At 29.6% G+C, this 18,546-nt stretch carries 17 protein-coding genes and 1 pseudogene; 15 read left to right on the top strand and 3 right to left on the bottom strand.

The features are described 5' to 3' along the window. Nucleotides 1-484: 484 nt before the first annotated feature. From AC0LWJ_RS04485 to AC0LWJ_RS04425, 13 genes and pseudogenes are all read left to right on the top strand, one after another. Complete coding sequence (locus AC0LWJ_RS04485; protein WP_474238052.1) at nucleotides 485-886, top strand: TM2 domain-containing protein; 402 nt, start codon at nucleotides 485-487, stop codon at nucleotides 884-886. Nucleotides 887-1,062: 176 nt separating this feature from the next. Next, nucleotides 1,063-2,343, top strand: a complete 1,281-nt coding sequence (locus tag AC0LWJ_RS04480) for a PDDEXK family nuclease (RefSeq protein ID WP_474238055.1) — start codon at nucleotides 1,063-1,065, stop codon at nucleotides 2,341-2,343. Next, nucleotides 2,333-3,301 carry a PDDEXK family nuclease gene (locus AC0LWJ_RS04475; protein ID WP_474238057.1) on the top strand — a complete coding sequence of 323 codons (969 nt, stop codon included), beginning with the start codon at nucleotides 2,333-2,335 and terminating at the stop codon, nucleotides 3,299-3,301. Before AC0LWJ_RS04480 ends, AC0LWJ_RS04475 begins: the two co-directional genes overlap by 11 nt. A gap of 4 nt (nucleotides 3,302-3,305) precedes the next feature. Further along, nucleotides 3,306-4,853: a Cas10/Cmr2 second palm domain-containing protein gene (locus AC0LWJ_RS04470; protein WP_474238059.1), complete on the top strand. Its 1,548-nt coding sequence runs from the start codon at nucleotides 3,306-3,308 to the stop codon at nucleotides 4,851-4,853. Then, the gene (locus tag AC0LWJ_RS04465; RefSeq protein ID WP_474238063.1) at nucleotides 4,834-5,499 is read left to right on the top strand and encodes an RAMP superfamily CRISPR-associated protein; all 666 of its coding nucleotides are present in this window, start codon (nucleotides 4,834-4,836) and stop codon (nucleotides 5,497-5,499) included. Before AC0LWJ_RS04470 ends, AC0LWJ_RS04465 begins: the two co-directional genes overlap by 20 nt. Further along, complete coding sequence (locus AC0LWJ_RS04460) at nucleotides 5,492-7,072, top strand: RAMP superfamily CRISPR-associated protein (RefSeq protein ID WP_474238066.1); 1,581 nt, start codon at nucleotides 5,492-5,494, stop codon at nucleotides 7,070-7,072. Before AC0LWJ_RS04465 ends, AC0LWJ_RS04460 begins: the two co-directional genes overlap by 8 nt. After that, nucleotides 7,072-8,364, top strand: coding sequence for an RAMP superfamily CRISPR-associated protein (locus AC0LWJ_RS04455; protein ID WP_474238070.1), 1,293 nt, complete (start codon nucleotides 7,072-7,074; stop codon nucleotides 8,362-8,364). The genes AC0LWJ_RS04460 and AC0LWJ_RS04455 overlap by 1 nt, the downstream gene beginning before the upstream one ends. After that, nucleotides 8,357-8,806 carry a hypothetical protein gene (locus AC0LWJ_RS04450; protein ID WP_474238074.1) on the top strand — a complete coding sequence of 150 codons (450 nt, stop codon included), beginning with the start codon at nucleotides 8,357-8,359 and terminating at the stop codon, nucleotides 8,804-8,806. The genes AC0LWJ_RS04455 and AC0LWJ_RS04450 overlap by 8 nt, the downstream gene beginning before the upstream one ends. A 13-nt stretch (nucleotides 8,807-8,819) precedes the next feature. After that, nucleotides 8,820-10,988: a TIGR03986 family type III CRISPR-associated RAMP protein gene (locus AC0LWJ_RS04445; RefSeq protein ID WP_474238076.1), complete on the top strand. Its 2,169-nt coding sequence runs from the start codon at nucleotides 8,820-8,822 to the stop codon at nucleotides 10,986-10,988. A gap of 198 nt (nucleotides 10,989-11,186) precedes the next feature. Beyond that, nucleotides 11,187-11,444, top strand: a complete 258-nt coding sequence (locus AC0LWJ_RS04440; RefSeq protein ID WP_474238078.1) for a hypothetical protein — start codon at nucleotides 11,187-11,189, stop codon at nucleotides 11,442-11,444. Between the two features lie 13 nt (nucleotides 11,445-11,457). Next, entirely contained in the window at nucleotides 11,458-12,096 is a 639-nt protein-coding gene (locus AC0LWJ_RS04435) for a hypothetical protein (protein ID WP_474238081.1), read from the top strand. Between the two features lie 98 nt (nucleotides 12,097-12,194). After that, nucleotides 12,195-13,346: pseudogene (locus AC0LWJ_RS04430) on the top strand (IS3 family transposase). 320 nt (nucleotides 13,347-13,666) lie between these two features. Next, nucleotides 13,667-14,125, top strand: coding sequence for a flavodoxin family protein (locus AC0LWJ_RS04425; protein ID WP_474238083.1), 459 nt, complete (start codon nucleotides 13,667-13,669; stop codon nucleotides 14,123-14,125). 115 nt (nucleotides 14,126-14,240) lie between these two features. On the opposite strand, the gene AC0LWJ_RS04420 is transcribed toward AC0LWJ_RS04425, so the two are convergent. Continuing rightward, on the bottom strand, nucleotides 14,241-14,678 hold the full coding sequence (locus tag AC0LWJ_RS04420) for a YaiI/YqxD family protein (protein WP_474238085.1): 438 nt from the start codon (nucleotides 14,676-14,678) through the stop codon (nucleotides 14,241-14,243). Between the two features lie 129 nt (nucleotides 14,679-14,807). Here AC0LWJ_RS04420 and AC0LWJ_RS04415 point away from each other — a divergent pair, with 129 nt between their 5' ends. Then, nucleotides 14,808-15,296, top strand: a complete 489-nt coding sequence (locus AC0LWJ_RS04415; protein ID WP_474238089.1) for a metal-dependent transcriptional regulator — start codon at nucleotides 14,808-14,810, stop codon at nucleotides 15,294-15,296. A gap of 109 nt (nucleotides 15,297-15,405) precedes the next feature. Continuing rightward, on the top strand, nucleotides 15,406-16,671 hold the full coding sequence (locus AC0LWJ_RS04410; RefSeq protein WP_474238091.1) for an Nramp family divalent metal transporter: 1,266 nt from the start codon (nucleotides 15,406-15,408) through the stop codon (nucleotides 16,669-16,671). A 74-nt stretch (nucleotides 16,672-16,745) separates the two neighbouring features. On the opposite strand, the gene AC0LWJ_RS04405 is transcribed toward AC0LWJ_RS04410, so the two are convergent. Both AC0LWJ_RS04405 and AC0LWJ_RS04400 read right to left on the bottom strand, forming a co-directional pair. Further along, nucleotides 16,746-17,912 carry a pyridoxal phosphate-dependent aminotransferase gene (locus AC0LWJ_RS04405; RefSeq protein ID WP_474238093.1) on the bottom strand — a complete coding sequence of 389 codons (1,167 nt, stop codon included), beginning with the start codon at nucleotides 17,910-17,912 and terminating at the stop codon, nucleotides 16,746-16,748. Further along, nucleotides 17,909-18,385 (bottom strand): Lrp/AsnC family transcriptional regulator, encoded by a 477-nt coding sequence (locus AC0LWJ_RS04400; RefSeq protein WP_431731816.1) that lies wholly within the window; start codon nucleotides 18,383-18,385, stop codon nucleotides 17,909-17,911. Before AC0LWJ_RS04400 ends, AC0LWJ_RS04405 begins: the two co-directional genes overlap by 4 nt. Between the last annotated feature and the right edge of the window lie 161 nt (nucleotides 18,386-18,546).

The following is an 18,546-nucleotide window of genomic DNA, read 5'->3' as shown; positions in this document are numbered from 1 at the left end:
AGATAATATAATAAATAAACCAAAATGTCAATATGGAATAATCTTATATTTTTCTAATCTGCAAGTTCGTCTCCTAATATAAAAACAGCAGATGAAAAACATATATTGCTATTATGTTTAAAAAATTTTGTTATCAATCTTTTGGATTTGTTTAAGAAATATATTAGGTAAAAACAAATAAAAAATTTAAAAATTTTTAAAAAATCTTTCATAAAAAGAAGGATTTTTTTGTTTTTTGTAGAATAAATTAAAATAAAGCAAATAAAAGACTAATAAGGTCTTAAAAATATAACTTTAAGAATCTTGTTGTCGAATTTTAATTGAACTTTCGGAATATGAAAAAGATATTGAAGAAAATCATTATTTTAGCCTACCTACAAGGAATTTAAACATATTCTTTATATTTGATGAGTATCGTTTAAATTATTTCTATCTTTTTTCAAATAACTTATAAGCAGAATTAATAAGAAGGAGGAATGGATAAATGAGTGAAGTATTATATGACAAGCAGAAATTAACAGAAAAACAATTAAGTATTTTAAGCAGTGAGATGGAAAAATATAAAAAGAGCACGACGGTGGCATATTTACTCTGGTTATTCTTGGGGGGATTTGGCGCACACAAATTTTATTTAGGGAAAATCGGAATGGGTTTTTTGTATTTAAGTATGTCTATTATTGGATGGTTAACGCTTGGAATAGGGATAGGCTGGATAATATTAATTATTTTAGGTATTTTTCTTATTTATGATTTATTTACAATACCTTCGCAAATTAAAAGTATATATGAGTATGAAGAAAAAAGAACCATCGATAGGTTGTTGTCAATAAACAATTATTTATCTCAAGAAACGAAACAAGATCAGGAAGCAAAGCAAGATAATTAATATTTTATTTGCATTAATTTTTTTGCATTCATCCCCGCCACAAGTGACGGGGCTTTCTGTAAGCTTATGGTAATTTTCATGGTTAGTGAGTAAATCCGTTAATTATTTCAGCATAATATCTAAAATCGGAATTTGAATCTCATATATGTTGGTTGAATATTCGAAGGAGGAGTAAAATGTTGAATAACAAAGCAGATGTACTGTTTCTAATAATGGGGACAAATCCATTTCCAAATATAATCTCAGTTATAACAAGGCTTAAAAAGGGCGGAGAAGTATTTTGCATATGCACTGAAGAGACATGTAAAAAACCCTATGAAAGGTTTAAAAAACTGATTGAAAATAAGGATATAACGAAAAAAATTAATAAGGTTGAAGTTAAAGATAAATACTATAGAAAATCAGTAGCAAAGATTGCAAATAAAAAGCTCGAAGAATTTTTTAAAGAGAATAATGAAATAAATCTTTTGGAATTGAATTATAACGGTGGAACAAAGGTAATGTCATCAACAGCATATAACGTAATAAAAAATTTTGACTATAAAAAATATAACTTAAATATAGATGTAAATTTAACATACATTGACCCTGAAAGAGAATGTATATACTGTGAGTATAAAGAAAAGAGCAATGGAAATTATAAACACATTTCCAAACCTTTATCTGAATTAAACCCATGCTGTGATCTAAGTGTATTGGACATAGTTAGCACTTATTTGGATTTAAATATGATCAGAAAAGGCAAAATAAAAGATAAGCCTGTTAATAGAGAATTATCAAATGCACTCGGAAATTTATTCGTAGATATAAAGAGTAAGGATAAATACAAAGAAGTAATGTCTTTTAAAAAATCTATACATATTTCTGAAAAATATAAACATGATATAGAGAATTTTAAGATAGAATTGGACAAAGCATTTAATAACAGTACACTAATAAAAAATTGTAAAGATTTTAATTATGAAGGTATTAATTCATTAGGGTTTGATAATGACGAAAAAATGCTTGAATATTTTTATAAAACAGAGTGGTTTGAAGAATATATTTTGAATATTTTAATCGAACTTAAGGAGGAAAAGGTTATTGAAGATGCCTTGGCAAATATAGCCAAAAAGGAAAAAGAAGATGAAGAAAAGGATGAATTTGAAGTAGATTTAGTTGCATATAAAAAATATAAATTATACGCCATTTCGGTTACAACACAAAGAAAATTAAAAGATATCAAAAAAAAGCTATATGAGATAAAACAAAGGTCGAAACATTTGGCAGGTGATGAAGCGGGGGTTTGTATTATCAGTCTGTGCTGGGATGATGGGAAAGAATTAGAGAAAGAATATAAAAATATATGGGATGATTTTACACCTAAAAACACACTTATATTAGGAGCTCAGGATTTTCCAGATTTGAAGAGTAAATTAGAAGAGTGGATCATTGGAGGTGGTAAGAGTGGAGAATAATGACAAGCCATATGCTGATTATCTTATTTGTTTAATAGGGACAAATCCTTTGCCTGCATTCATTACAATATTAAAAAATGCTGATAAGGACACAAAAATTAAGCTTGTTTACACTGAAGCCACAGAAAATAACATTGGTTCTAAAAATGTGGCAGAAAACTTATCAGAAGTAGTTAAAGAAAAAATATCCGGAATAAATATAGAATTTATAGAATGTGATAAAAGCGATACTAAAAAAATTGAAAATTGTGCTGCTAATTTAATAGATGCGATTAAAAAAGATATAGCTGATGGGATTTCATGTGATAGAAAAAGGATTGTTTTAGATTATTCAAGCGGTACTAAGGTAATGTCGGCACTATTTACTGAAAGATTTATAAATTTAAAAGACAGTATATTTACTGTTACAATTTCATATATAGGGGATGATGATAAAAAAATATTTATTTATAATCAGGAGGACAGTGGTGAGAGTATTTATATAAAAAAGGTTTTAAATAAATTCAATTTATCTATAGAAGATATTACAAGGATACATGGATATAGTTTAAAGGATAAGAATTCTCAAGAGAAAAGTTTAGAAAATACAAATGATAAAGTCAAATATTTATTAAACCCTGAATTTATTTCTTCTAAAGAAACACGTATAAAAGTTGATGAGATTTATTTGTTAAATGGAAGACTCATACTGTGTTTTAAATCCAAAAATAAAAATAATAAAAAAACTGAATATAAAAGGGAACTATTTAGATTTAAAGATATAGCAGATAAATTAAGCGGGAATAGAAGCGAGATTATATATAAATGTAATTGTGACGAGGAAATGATATACAAGCTAAAAAAGGACATAAAAAGTGATTATGAGTATGAAATTGAAAGAAGAATTACATTTATAAATGAAAATGAATCTTTTCAAGACATGGTAATAAAAAAATATAAAAACGAAGGGGGAAATTGATTAAATGGGAGCATTAGTTTTATGGGAAGTATCAAGGAAGCAAGATTATATATTTTCCAGCAACAGATTAAAAGAAAATATAGGAGCATCTATTATTATTGAAGAAGTAGTTGGAGAATTGCCTAAGAATATAAATAAGAATTATAGTGAAAATGTTATTTATGATGGTGGAGGAGGAAGCTTATATAATTTTATAGATATATCTGAAGCCAAGAAGTTTATTAGATTGGTCAGCAATAAAATAATAAAAGAGTATCCTGGTGTAGAAGTTTTTTTCGTTGTACAGGAGTATGATATTAAAAAGGATAAAATAATTGACAAAATTGATGAAGCTTATCATAAACTTGCTTTAAAAAAGAACAGAAGAAAAGACAGCGGAAGGCAAATTTCTTTTGGAATAGAGAGAGTATGCAAAGCAACAGGATTACCGGCTGAAGAACATATAAAAGATGAAGAAGATAATGAAACTTTCGTTAGTAAAGAAATATATACTAAAACAGATTATGCAAAAAGAAAAAGAAGTGAAAAGTTTGATTCTTTGCTGCCAGATAAAGTTGAAAGCATAAGGAATTTTGATGAATTAAGTAAAGGTGAGAAAAACTATTTAGCGGTTGTCCATATCGACGGAAACCGTATGGGAGATAAATTTAACCGGCTCAAAAAAGAGTTTAAATACGAAGGTGAAAACTACGAAAAAATAAACCAAGAATATTTAGTTGTATTAAGTGAATTTAGTCATAATGTAAGAGAACTCTTTGAATCTGCATTTAAACAAATGACATCAATAATTGAAAAAAACAAAGAAGTTCTGAAAGACGAGACAAATATAAAAGAAGGTAAATTTCCTTTAATCCCAATAATAGTCGCTGGTGATGATATTACATATGTGACAAACGGCAAAATAGGCATAGAATCAGCAAAGATTTTTTTTGAATATTTATACAATAATGAGATTGAATTATATAAAGGTGAAAAAATAAAATTAAATGCTTGCGCCGGTGTTGCAATAGTTAGGACTTCATATCCTTTTGCAAAGGCTTATCAGTTGGCTGAGGATTTATGCAGTAATGCCAAAAAGAAAATTATTGAAGATTATTCCGATTCTGACAAGGATTTTTCACTTATAGATTGGCACGTCGAATATGGCGATTTATTAGGAAATATATCAGAGATAAGAAGTAAAAATTATATGACGACTGATGAAAAGGAATTATGTATGAGACCTTTATATCTAAATAACAGTGAAAAGTGGACAAACTATAAGAATTTTAAAAAAGCTTTTGAAAATTTAAATAGGAAAATTAATAGTGAAAAAATTGCAAGGAATAAACTTAAACAGTTAAGAGAGATTTTAAAAAAGGGCGAAGGTGAAACAGAACGCTTTTTAAGAGTAAATAACTTAGAAAATTATTTTTCACCTTTAGAAGGGACAAAAGGAGATTATTGCTTTTCTGATGATAAATGTATGTATTTTGATGCCATTGAAGTTATGGACTTATTCTTAGAACTTGATGATTCAAAGGGGGATAAAAATGGACAAGTACAGGATTGAAGTAAAATTATTGACAGAAGCTATATTTGGTAGCGGTTATTCCATACCGGGGTCAGTTGATTTGGAAATTGTTTATGATGAATATGGGCTGCCCTATATGAAGGGAAAAACTTTTAAAGGAAATTTTAGAAATGAGATGTTTAATGCTATTAAAGTCTTAGGAGAAAAAAAGTTTGGAGGTTTATTAGTATCACTACTCGGGGAGGAAAATAAGGGTGTAGAATCATGGAAGAATCTTAAATTTTCTGATTGCAGGATTACAAAAAATATAAGAGATATATTGGTATATGGAGTAAAAGAAAAAAAACTTACTCCTGATGAAATAAAAGAATCATTGACAGAAGTGAGAAGTTTCACAAGCATTGATGATGACGGGTCTTATAAAAAAGGTTCTCTAAGACAGTTTAGAGTGATCAAAAAAGGATTGACCTTTGAAGTTGATATTTATTGTGGCAGGGAATTGTCAGTAGAAGAACTTGGAATAATGGCTGTGACTGCAAAAATGATGAGGCACATTGGAACAATGAGAACAAGAGGTAAAGGTGAGGTTGAATGCAGTTTTTTAGTTTATCAAAATGGCGGCTATAAAGATATGACAGAATATTATATTGACAGTTTTATAAAGGGGGTCAGAGAAAATGCCTAAATACTTAACATATGTGATTGAAGCTTTAGAAAATTTAAAACTTGCAAAAACAAATGTACAATTAGATTCTCAGGAATCAATGGAATATATAACGGGTTCTGCTGTTCGAGGAGCTTTCATTTATGAATACATGAAGAAAAAAAGTATTTTTAATATAAATGAGGGCATTCATAGAGAAAAATTATTAAAAGGCGGGATCAAATTTTTAAATGCATACCCGATAAATGATAAATATGATAAGAGAAGTATTCCTTTTCCCAACTGCTATTTTGCACCTAAAGAAAAAATAAGGATATTTAAATCAGAAAAAAAAATAGAGATTATATGTGGACTTGATAATAAACTTGATCGCGGATATGAGAAGGTTCGTGTGGGTGAATTTTGCGAATACGTTAATAATGAATATAAAATATTAAAAGTTGATAAAATTTCCAATCTTCATATAAACAAATCTAAAGAGAGAAACAATCTTTTTAGATATGAGTCCATAAAAAGAGGGCAAATTTTTAAAGGCATTATAAAGGTTGAAGATGAGTCATATGTGGATGAAATTAAAGAATTATTAAGGGATGTAGAAATATATATAGGTGGTTCAAAGGGAAGCGGCTATGGAAGATGCAGAATTACAAATATTAAATTAGAAGAAGATAATCCAGAATACCAGATATTTAAAGACAAATATTACTTTAAAGATTATATTTTCCTTTATGCTATGTCAGACATTATATATAGAAATGAATTGGGAGAATACAAAACATTTATAGAACCCGAATATATATGCAAGGAATTAAATTTAAAAAAGGTTGAATTTATTGATAGTTCCATAGAAACCAAGCGTATTACCAATTTTAATAACAAATGGAATTGCCGTACGCCTCAGATAATTGGTATAAAGGCAGGCAGTGTATTCAAATACAGAATTGAAGGGGATATTGATAAAAAAGTATTAAAAAAATTCACAGACAAAGGAATAGGAGAGCGAAAGGCCGATGGTTTTGGAAGGTTTGTAATAATTGATTCAATGAATGATTCTTATTTGAATTATGATAATGAGAGAGAAAGCAATAAAAAAGACCTGGCTGATTTATTAGAAAAACTTACAGAGAAAGATAAGAATCAGTTAAGAAATATTATAACACAGATATTTAAAAAAAGAGCAGAAAGAATGATACCGAAAGAGGTCTTATCAATAGATGAAGGTATTAAAGGTAAAATTAATAATAGTCAATGGGGAATTTATAAGGATTTATTTAGTGATATGCTTTTTAAAGATCCTGATAAAGGAGTAAAAAGGTATAATGAATACATGGACTATATTATCAATAAAAGAAGTAGTTCATATAAACAATTAAATAAAGTAGAATACAAAAGTGGAAATCTTAAAAACTTATTTGATAAATATATATTATACAAAGAAGAGGATGTTGGTAAAATTCTTGATGGTAAATTGATTGATAATAAAATTGAATTTGGGGAAATTCAATCAATTATAGATAAAAAATTTCTTTATGAAACAAATCTAAAAATATTAATCGGGCTTTGTCAATTTCAAATCAGAAAGGGGGAGAAATAATGGAGAAAATAACTCTTATACATGCAGAAATAATAAGCAAATCTCCACTTTATATTGGAAATGATGAAAAAGAGGTTTTAATTAACAATGAAGGAGGAAAAGCATATCTTCCAGCTACAAGTATTGACGGTTCTTTCAGGGCTTATTTAAAGTCAATTAATGAAGATTATAAAAAGCTTTTTGGGGACCAAAGCAACGAAGGTTCTATTATGAGCAATTTATATATAAGCGACGCATTCGCAGAAATAGATAGATTTGATAGAAGAAACAGGGTTTCTATAGATGGCGAAAAAGGTTCTGGGAAAGAAAAGCATAAAATTGATGAGTTGTATTTAAGCAAAGGATTAAAATTTAATTTAGCTTTTGAAATTCATAATAATGAAGAAGATGAAAGCTTAAATAAAATGCTTTATAAATGTTTAGAAGCTTTAAACAGAGGAATAATTCGTTTTGGCAGCAATAAGAGCAATGGTTTGGGAGTTTTTGAAGTAACAAGCATAAAAAAGATAGATTTTGATTTAAAAAATATAGCTGATTTTGAAAGATATCTAAAAAAAGATTATTCAGGCATGAAAGAGATAAAGGGCGATATTTTCAATAAGAACGAAGATGATGTACATGTTGAATTTACAATAAAAGGTGAATTTACGACACCATTGCTAATAAAAGCTCCTGAAACATTTGAAATTGGTGGTGCTGACGGAGAAAGCATTAAATCTGGTTCTGAATATTTAATACCCGGCAGCAGCTTTAAAGGTGTTTTAAGGTCCAGAATTGGAAGAATTGCCAAATATTTTGGAAGCTTGGATAAAGCAAAAGAGATGTTTGGTGATGTAGATGATAAAGATAAAAAAAATAGTCTAAGCCAGGTATTTGTAAATGAATCTATAATTGACAATAAAAAATTTGAAAATAAAGTGCGCTATAATAGAATAAAAATTGATAGATTTACCGGGGGTACAAGAAATACAGCTTTAGTAGATGATATACCTGTTAAAGGTGAAACAGAATTTAAAGTTATTTATAGGCAAAAAAACGATGATGCGTTCGATAAATATGCTATCGGTATAATATTGCTTGCTTTAAGAGACATGGGAACGGAAAATTTAGCAATTGGGAGCGGAAGCAGCATAGGAAGAGGCAGATTTAAAGCAAATACCATGGATGTGGTTATTGCTAATGATGTTATAAAAATTGATTTCAATAAAAAGACAATTTCTAATCAAGAACAGTTAAACAAATATGTTGAGGCAGTAAAAACCTTCATGAGACAGGAGGGTAAAAATGATTAAAAATTATCAAATTAAAAAATTAAATACTGAAAATTTAAAAGGAATTTTAAAGCGTGAATTTGATGGAGATTTTTCTATAAAAGAAAACTTGAATAAAGAAGCATTGATTAGAATGGGATTGACAGATTGCATAATCTACAACTACGATTCTGTAATATCTGATGAAATCAAAGAAGTTGACATAGATTATGAGAATATAATTGAAGCAAGATTTTTCAATGAAAAAATGGAGATTCGAGTATTTAATGATGAAGAAGGTTTAAATGGAACAATATTTGTTGACGAAAATCCTGATTATATAGAATCTGAGTTCATTTTATATTCAAGAGACAAAAACTCAAAAAGATATGCTAAAAAATTAAAGGTTAAAAAATATATTAGTTATGACGAAGATTGTCAGGCTTACATAAGTTATGTAAGACCATGTAAATTAATTTTTTGAGGGGGATTATTCTATGAAACCTGTAAAGTTAAAAGATATAAAAAAAGGATTAGTAGATTATGCAGTAGCACCATATAATTTCGTAAGTTTTCCTAAAAAGGCAGTTTCAAGGTATAAAGAATTTAAAGAACTGCCTGCACATAATGATTTTAAAGGGCGCAAGGGTGAAAAATTATTAACTGGATATATAGAGTATACATTAAAAGCAGAAACGCCAATAATTGTATCTAAAGGCAATGAAAACAAGGGAAAGAAATTAACAGATGCATATTTTTTTGTTAATCCAAATGGGAAATATGCTATTCCCGGTAACACAATTAGGGGTATGTTAAGAACCAATTGCCAGATTTTAAGCTTTAGCAATATTGTTGGTGGACAAAATAAAGATGGGATTTATGAAAACAGTGAAATAGAGGATTCAAGATTTCTGTACAGGGATGTTGCAGGAAATAATTCTTTGAGTAAAAAATATTTTAATGTTTTAGGGATAAATCCTAATATACGTATAGCTAAAAATTTAAAAGCAGGATATATAGTTAATAGAGCAGGCAGATATTATATTATACCTGCAAAAGAAATAAAAAAAGGCATTCCATATTTTAGGATTGATGAAATAGCTTTAAGAAAAATTATCTCAAATAAAAATATTGAGGGTATAAACTTAATGTATACAGAGGAGATTTTAAAACATGAAGATGAGATAAATGAACTTAAAAAAGAAATAAAAGAAATAGGAAAGAATAAAAGAAATATAAATAAATTTAAAGAATTGAATAGGGAGTTAAAAAATAAATTGAAGGGATTATCAAATGAAAAATATTATAAACCATATCAAATAGAAATATCCTTTAACATTGATAATAAAAATAACAAGATAACAGATATAGATAAAAAAGGTATATGTAGCAACAATGGTTATCTTTTATCCGGGGGTTTTATTTTAGGAAAATTAAGCCACTATATAGTTCCTGAAATAGATGATAAAAGTAATGAAATAGAAATTTCAAAAGAAGATATAGAAGCATATAAAGATGACTTGATAAGAACTAAAAAAATGAATAAAAAAGATGAAATATCTGAAGGAAAAGAGTTCTTTGCTTTACCTAAAGAAAAAAATCATATCAAACCGGTATTTTATATAAATACAGATAGACTGCATTTTGGATTTACACCTTTTTTGAGAGTTTCTTATACAAAAACAATTTTAGATGGTGTACCACATTCATACAAAAATACAGAAGGAATAAGTTATACTGAGGCTATTTTTGGATTTAGCAAGAAAATTTATAAAAGAAAAGATAAAGAAAACGAAAAAGTTAGTTATAAATCCCGTGTAAGCTTTGAAGACGCAGAGGTGGTAGGAAAAGCTTTATTGGATGAAGATAGCGTGATGAAGATGTTGCTTGCCGAGCCAAAGCCAACAAGCTATAATTTGTATTTAAAACAGGATAAAGATGCAGACAAGAAACAACTTAATATTTATGAGGATAACTTTGAAATAAGAGGATTTAAACAGTATTGGTTGAAAGATTATATAGAAAGTCCGAATTTAAAAGAGGGAACAGGGGAAGATATGAAATTTACAATTCATCCTTTAAAAGAAGGTAGTATTTTTAAAGGTAGAATATATTTCACAAATTTATATGAAGATGAATTGGGCCTTTTAATATGGTCATTGAAGCTAAATGAGGACTGCTATCAAAACATTGGTTTAGCAAAGCCATACGGATTTGGGAGGGTTAAGGTTGAAGGAATAAAATTGTTTATAGAGGATCTAAATAAAAAATATAACTATTTTAGTTTTGATTATTTTAAAGAGGAAAATGCTTTAGATTATTATATAGAAAAATATAAAAAGTATTTTTCAGACGAATTTTTAAATAGGGATGATATAGAAAATAAGATACCAATAAAGGAATTTATAAAGATTAAGTCAAAAATTGTAACACTTGAAGAGGCTAACAATTATCGATATATGGATTTGGATTCAAAAGAATTTCAAAGTAAAAAGGTTTTACCTGAAATACTTGAATATGAAGAAACATTAAAAGATAACAATTCAAAAAGATATAATGGCGATAAAAAGGATATAAAGGATATAAGAAAAAACAAAAATAAAGTTAATGTAAATAAGGGTACTACTATGGCCGAAGCTTTTGAAAAAGCACAAAAGAAAAAATAATTTATTCAATATTAAATAGTATTAATTTTATTAGTGTAAGGGGAACAGATATACGATATGTAATAACAACTTTTTCACTGTTCAAAGAACGAAATTAGATGCTGGTTAATTGGATTAAATTCAAAAATAGAAGTCAATAACTTCATAAATGATTTTTATCTTACACTTATAAAATTATAACAATCAAATAAAAAAAGGATGGGAATAAAGGTGAATGATATAGAAGAAATAAAATCTCTTTTAGAACGTATAGCAAAATCTCTTGAAGGGATAGTTGATTATTTAAATAATAAAGAAGTTGAAAAAAACACAGAAAACAAAAAAATTATCGAAAAAGATGAGCATAAATTAGTAAATGACTCTTCAGAATCAGAAATAGAAAAATTTTTAAATTCAAAGAACATCAAAATAAAATCAATCAAAAAAGAAGATGAATCAGATACAGTTCTTGATTAGAATAGTTTTATTTATGGGGAAAAATTATTCTCATATTAAAGTATTATATAAACAAATAAAAAGAAATTTAAATACAGGAAAAAGTTTTACACTAAATTTAAAAAATTATACACAAGAAGAAATTGCAGCAATGACACAATTGGGTACAGACTTTCATCGAATAGCTTTTTTAGAAAAATATAAATACGATAAATCACCAGATTATATTTTATATGCTAAAGTTAATAAAATACCTAAAGCAATTAATTTTTTCACCGGTGGTTGGTTAGAGCAGTATGTTAAATTATCAGTAATTGAAGCCATAAAATCTATTTCACAATCGACACCAATTAATTATTCATATATTAAAAATCCACAAATCATATTACCTAATGGTGATGATTTTGAATTAGATAATATATTCAAAATAGAAGATGAATATTTTTGGTTTGAAAGCAAAACAGGAAATTATCAAGAATATATTAATAAATACTCAGGATTTTCAAAAATTTTAGGATTGGATGATAAACACAGTTTTTTGATTCTAACTGATATTGAAGAAACAGATACAAAAATGTTAAGTACTTTACATAAGATGAACGTAGTTAAAATAGATTACTTTTACGAAACCTTTCAAGAAGTTCTACAGGATTTTAAAACAAAATCAAAGTAACATGATAAATTTTATGATTACATTTGATTGGGTAAATGGTTATAATGATACCAGAAAACTAGACAGACAAAAAGTCAAAAATAAGTTAGAATATAGTTATGAATAAGAGAAGAAATTTTACACCAGAACAAAAAGCAAAAATTGTATTAGAGGTATTACGAGAAGAAAAAACGCTTAATGAAATCGCTGCTGAATATGAAATACATCCGAATATGATTAGCCGCTGGAAAGCAGAATTTGTCAATAATGCAGCAAAGGTATTTAGCAAAGAAACCGACGAGTTAGAAAAGGTCAAAAAATCATATGAAAAGGAGAAGGAGGAATTATTGAAACAAATAGGGCAGCTCTCTTATGAGAATGCCTGGCTTAAAAAAAAATCTGGCCAATTCTAAATCTCGTGAGGAACGCATGAAAATGATTGATAGGGGTGATAAAAAGCTTAGTATTAGCAGACAGGCTGAGCTCTTAAGCATTAATCGCACAAGCCTTTATTACAAGCCTGTGCCAACAAGCGATGAAGAATTACATGATTAAGCGTATCATTGATGAGGTCTATACAGCCCATCCTGAATATGGCTATCGTAGAATGACAACTATACTAAGGAGAGATTATGGAATCATTAAACCGCAAAAGAACTCGCCGTTACATGCGGGAGATGGGCATACACGGATTTTGCCCTGGACCAAATCTTAGTAAGAGGCTGCATAGCAAATACCTATATCCATACTTATTAAAAGGACTAAACATTGATCATCTTAATCAAGTATGGTCAATAGATATAACATATTGCCGGATGAAACGAGGCTTTATGTACTTAGTAGCCATTATAGACTGGTATTCCAGGTATATTATAGGATATGGGCTGTCTAATACACTTGAACATACATTCGTCATTGATACACTCAAAAAAGTCATAAAGAGGCATGGGGCACCAGAAATCATGAACAGCGACCAAGGCTCACAGTTTACATGTGAAGACTATATAAACTTGCTGAAAGAAAATAAAATTAAAATGTCTATGGATAGTAAAGGTAGGGTATTGGACAATCATTGTATAGAACGATTTTTCAGGAGCTACAAGTGGGAGAAGCTTTACCTGGAAGACTGTGAAACCGGGCATCAGCTAAGAAAAATAACACAAGAATATATTGAATACTACAATAACAAGAGACCACACCAGTCATTAGGGAATAGAACACCTGCTGAATATTACTACGGAAAATCTAATATTCTTGTGCAAGCTGGCTAAATCTGTAGCATTTATTACATGTACCCTGTGATGAACTTCTCATTCCATGTCTTGGTACATCAGTGGTTACTAGATATGTTTATAGCTGTTTAACATAGTATGCATCTATAAGGCTATAGACTCAAATAACTTCTGTTTATGTATCTAACTTACATTTTATATAAAATTATCAAAATAAAGGAGGTGAGAAAATCTAACTTAGATTTTTAAAAAAATTGTCTTGACAGATGGGGGCATTATAGGCTATGCAAGGTTTAAGGAAATAGTAAATAGGGAGTCGGCTGTAAAAAGAATGAAGGAATAGAAAGGAAGGGGTATTATTGAGAACTTTAATTATTTTTACATCCATACATCATGGCAATACTGGTAAGATAGCAAAAGTTATAGCAGAATCATTAAATGCTGATATAATCAAAACAAATGAAGTAAATATCGAAGATATAAAAAATTATGATTTAATAGGGTTTGGTTCTGGTATATATTATGGGAAATTTCATAAAAATATGTTTGATTTAATAGATAGATTATCAGATCTAAAATCAAAAAAAGCATTTGTTTTTTCAACAAGTGGTTTTGGAAGTATAAAATTCAATTCTTTTATCGAAGAAAAATTAAAAGAGAAAGGTATTAAGGTTTTGGGTAGTTTTGCTTGCAAAGGCTTTGCTACTTACGGACCCTTTAAATTAATCGGAGGAATTGCGAAAAATAGACCTAATAATGAAGATATTCAAAAAGCCAAAGATTTTGCCAATAAAGTTTTAAAAAGCCTGAGCGGCTAAAGACATTTAGGGACGGTTCTTTATGTTTTTTGAACAATGCAAACAAAGAGAACCGTCCCCTTTATTTCTCAAACACCTTTATTTCTCAAACAAAGAGAACCGTCCCTTATGATTCTTATATTTCAGTATAAATAATTCTTCTTAAAAGAGTTTCAAACTTTTTATCGTTATCTTTTATGCGTTTTTTAGGATTATTGGTTTTTCCACCCGAACGTCTTACTTTCTGCGCTATATGCCTTTCAAAAAGCAGTCTGTCAATATTTTCATCTGAATATATAAGCCCATTTTGATTAATAGCGAAAGCGCCTTTTGCAAGTGCCATTGTTGCGACACCAAAATCCTGTGTCACTACAATGTCATTTTTTTTTGTCCTGTTTATTAATGCAATATCTGCGGAGTTAAAGCCTTTATCAACGGTTATTATTTCTGAGTAACCGTCATTAAGTATGTGGCTTGTGTCTATAAACATTAAAACAGGTATTTTAAATTCCTTTGCAATTTTAACTATAATATCTTTTACAGGACATGCATCTGCATCTACAAGTATCTTCATCGTCTTCTCCAATCATTCATTTTATAATCTATATTCTACCATTCGGATAATGATTTATAAAGAGAGAAATTTAAAATAAAATTTATCTTATATGAATATATTATTTCAAATGGTTAAGGTCGTGATTCTATGGAGGAAACAGAAAAATTTTATACAGTAAGGGGTTATCAGCTGCTGGAACAGAATAAGAAGCTTTTAACTTCTGCAATGGAGGATTATCTTGAAATGATTTATAGAAAAAGCATGAATGTAGGTTATATTCGCATAAATACGCTGTCCGAGTTATTGAATGTAAAAGCACCTTCAGCAACAAAGATGATTCAGAGATTGAGCAAACTGGGTCTTATAGAGTATCAAAAATATGGGACAATAAGGTTAACCGAAAATGGAAGCATTATAGGCAAGTTCTTATTGGAAAGGCATAACTCAATAGAAACATTTTTAAAAAATCTTGGTGTTGCAGATGATTTGTTGGTGGAAACAGAACTAATCGAGCATAATATTTCTGTAAATACATTGTACCGATTTAAATTGTTTAACAAATTTTTAAAAGATAATCCTGATATCAAGATGAAATACGAACAATATGTTTCAATATATTTACAAAAAGATAAATAAAAGTATAGATTAATTATGGTTTTTTGTAACATATATTCTCACTTTATCATATCTTAAACCGTAGGAAAAAAATTTAGCCATGTCTAAGTTTCAACTAAGGGGTGAGGATATGAGTGACCAGATAGCAAGCATAGAAACCAAGATAAGACATAAGGTTTTCAGTATAAACCAATTATTAAAATATTTAGGTCCTGCATTTATTGTCAGTGTTGCATACGTAGATCCCGGAAATTTTGCCACAAATATAAGCGGTGGTTCTATGTTTAACTACAGCCTTTTATGGGTTATTCTTTGGAGCAATATTATGGCGATATTTTTGCAGTCAATGTCGGCAAAGCTGGGCATTGCAACAGGAAGGAGTTTACCTAAAATTTGTTCATTGATTTTCCAAAGAAAAACAAACTGGTTTTTGTGGATAATAGCGGAATTAGCAGCAATGGCAACAGACCTTGCTGAGTTTCTTGGGGGAACCTTAGGTTTGTATCTTTTATTTAAGATTCCGATGGTATATGCCGGATTTCTGACGGGAATCATTACCTTTATGATTGTATATACAGAAAAATACGGGCAAAAAGTTGTTGAATTGATAATTTCCATACTTATTGCCATTATATGTATTGCATATGGTATGGAATTATTTTTAGCAAAGCCCGATTGGACAAAAGTTGCGATATGTACCATAATTCCGTCATTATCAAATGGCGAGGCTGTTTTAATAGCTGTTGGAATGCTTGGAGCGACGGTAATGCCGCATGTTATTTATTTGCATTCCCAACTTGTACAATGCCGCAACAAGGGATTTGTTACAGATGAAGATAAGAGGAAGCATTTAAAAATGGAAAGGATTGATATTGCTATTGCAATGAATATAGCATTTATCGTAAATGCGGCGATGGTTATAGTATCTGCTGCGGTATTTTATAAAAATGGAATGGTAGTAAATACGATTGAGGAAGCACATATGTCATTAAAGCCTCTTCTTGGCACTATGTCAAGTGCCGCATTTGGAATTGCTCTTTTAGCATCAGGGCTTTCATCATCTGCTGTAGGTACTATGGCAGGTCAGACTATAATGTCAGGTTTTATCGGATTAAATATCCCAATTAATCTGAGAAGGTTAATTACCATGATACCTGCATTAGCTATTATTGAGATGGGTATAAATCCTATGAAGGCTTTGGTAATCAGTCAAGTAATTTTAAGCTTTGCACTTCCTGCTGCAATAATACCTATGTTGCTGATAACAAGGCGTAAAGACATGATGGGGAAATTAGTCAATAAACCTATTACAGATGTATTGGGATGGATAATCACAGGTATTATTATATTTTTAAATATTCTCCTGCTTTATTATACTTTCACCGCTGATATCTGACGTACTCCCCGCCACAAGTGACGGGGCTTTCTGCTAAGCCCCCCTGTAAATTAAAAAAGAGGTGAAATCACCTCTTATATAAATTTTTGTGCAAAATGTTCGATTTTCTCCAGTGCTTTTATTATTCTGTCGAGCGAATATGCATATGATACCCTAATAAATCCGTTGCCGCTGGGACCGAAGGCATCACCCGGGACAACAGCGACTTTTTCTTCCTTTAACAGCCTTTCACAGAACTGCTGGGAATCCATTCCTGTTTTTTTGATAGATGGGAATATATAGAATGCTCCTTTTGGTTCAAAACATTCAAATCCTATTTCACGAAATCCCTTTATTATAAATCTTCTTCTTTGGTCATATGTTTTCCTCATTTTTATTACATCTTCTTCGCAGTTATTTAAACCCTTTATAGCTGCAAGCTGAGACATTATGGGCGCACATATTGTTGTATATTGATGTATTTTATTCATGGCTTCAATAAATGCAGGGTTTGAAGCAATATATCCGAGACGCCAGCCTGTCATAGCGAAGGCTTTTGAAAAACCATTTATCAATATTGTTCTTTCTTTCATTTCCGGCAGTGATGCAATACTTACATGTTTATCCTCATATGTAAGTTCACTGTATATTTCATCGGAAATGACTATCAGGTCATTTTCAATTATGATATTTAGGATATTATAAAGGTCATTTTCAGTCATTATTGCACCGGTTGGATTATTTGGATATGAAAGTATTAATGCTTTTGTTTTTTTTGTAATTTTTGATTTCAAATCATCCGGAGTAAGCTTAAAATTATTACGGGCATCTGTCGGAACAAATACAGGTATTCCCCTTGTTAAAGCTACACATGGTGCATATGAAACATAGCTTGGCTCTGGAATCAGAACCTCATCATCATTATTTAAAAGACACCTTACAGCAAGGTCAATTGCTTCACTGGCACCTACGGTAACCATTATTTCTTTTTCAGGGTTATAATCCAAGTTATAATGGCTTTTAAGAAAAGTTGAAATAGCAATTCTCAATTCTGGCAAACCAAGGTTTGATGTATATGTGGTACTGCCTCTATCAAGTGCATCTATACCTTCTTTTCGTATCAGCCAGGGTGTTGTGAAATCAGGTTCGCCTACACCAAGCGATATGATATCCTTTGAATTTGTCACAAGGTCAAAGAACCTTCTTATTCCGGAAGATGGTATTTTTTTTATGATGTCAGAGATATATTTTTCTGAATTCATGGTGTTACCACCAATCTTTTGTCTTTAGGTCCATCTGTAAAGAATACGCCGTTTTGTTTATATCTTTTTAAGATGAAATGAGTTGTTGTGCTTAAGACACCATCAATTGGCGCAAGCCTTTCTGCAACAAAAAGCGCAATCTCTTTCATTGTTTTTCCTTCCACTTCTACAGAAAGGTCATAACCTCCGGATATCAAGGAGACAGATTTGACTTCATCGTACTGACATATTCTTTCGGCTATTGCATTAAATCCATGCCCCTGCTGTGGAGTTATTCTGACATCGATCAGGGCATGAACAATTTCCTTATCTGTTTTTTCCCAATTGATTATGGCGGAATATTTTAAAATAATATTTTCTTCTTCTAAATTTTTTATTGTATTTTTTACAGTTTCTTCATCAAGACCTGTCATTGTAGCTATTTGCTCATCAGTCAACCTGCTGTTCTGGCATAGAAGTTCAAGAATATCCATTTCATTTGCCAAAAAAACCACCTCCTAAACATATATTTTATGCACATTATAATATAAATAACAATTTATTTCAATTAGTTAGAGTATATATTAAAATAATAATTTTTGAGGATAACTTAATTCATGCTATTAATAAAAAATATATGTTAAATAATTAATTA

This window comes from Aceticella sp. 75b-Ac (assembly GCF_056032965.2).
Note: the sequence above shows the minus strand (reverse complement) of the source record. Positions and strands in the feature narration are given on the sequence as shown.

Bases quoted from the DNA above. Each gene is read 5' to 3' on its own strand.
- AC0LWJ_RS04485 (WP_474238052.1), top strand. From the start codon at position 485: ATGAGTGAAGTATTATATGACAAGCAGAAATTAACAGAAAAACAATTA.
- AC0LWJ_RS04480 (WP_474238055.1), top strand. From the start codon at position 1,063: ATGTTGAATAACAAAGCAGATGTACTGTTTCTAATAATGGGGACAAAT.
- AC0LWJ_RS04470 (WP_474238059.1), top strand. From the start codon at position 3,306: ATGGGAGCATTAGTTTTATGGGAAGTATCAAGGAAGCAAGATTATATA.
- AC0LWJ_RS04465 (WP_474238063.1), top strand. From the start codon at position 4,834: ATGGACAAGTACAGGATTGAAGTAAAATTATTGACAGAAGCTATATTT.
- AC0LWJ_RS04460 (WP_474238066.1), top strand. From the start codon at position 5,492: ATGCCTAAATACTTAACATATGTGATTGAAGCTTTAGAAAATTTAAAA.
- AC0LWJ_RS04455 (WP_474238070.1), top strand. From the start codon at position 7,072: ATGGAGAAAATAACTCTTATACATGCAGAAATAATAAGCAAATCTCCA.
- AC0LWJ_RS04450 (WP_474238074.1), top strand. From the start codon at position 8,357: ATGATTAAAAATTATCAAATTAAAAAATTAAATACTGAAAATTTAAAA.
- AC0LWJ_RS04445 (WP_474238076.1), top strand. From the start codon at position 8,820: ATGAAACCTGTAAAGTTAAAAGATATAAAAAAAGGATTAGTAGATTAT.
- AC0LWJ_RS04440 (WP_474238078.1), top strand. From the start codon at position 11,187: ATGGGAATAAAGGTGAATGATATAGAAGAAATAAAATCTCTTTTAGAA.
- AC0LWJ_RS04435 (WP_474238081.1), top strand. From the start codon at position 11,458: ATGGGGAAAAATTATTCTCATATTAAAGTATTATATAAACAAATAAAA.
- AC0LWJ_RS04420 (WP_474238085.1), bottom strand. From the start codon at position 14,678: ATGAAGATACTTGTAGATGCAGATGCATGTCCTGTAAAAGATATTATA.
- AC0LWJ_RS04415 (WP_474238089.1), top strand. From the start codon at position 14,808: ATGGAGGAAACAGAAAAATTTTATACAGTAAGGGGTTATCAGCTGCTG.
- AC0LWJ_RS04410 (WP_474238091.1), top strand. From the start codon at position 15,406: ATGAGTGACCAGATAGCAAGCATAGAAACCAAGATAAGACATAAGGTT.
- AC0LWJ_RS04405 (WP_474238093.1), bottom strand. From the start codon at position 17,912: ATGAATTCAGAAAAATATATCTCTGACATCATAAAAAAAATACCATCT.
- AC0LWJ_RS04400 (WP_431731816.1), bottom strand. From the start codon at position 18,385: ATGGATATTCTTGAACTTCTATGCCAGAACAGCAGGTTGACTGATGAG.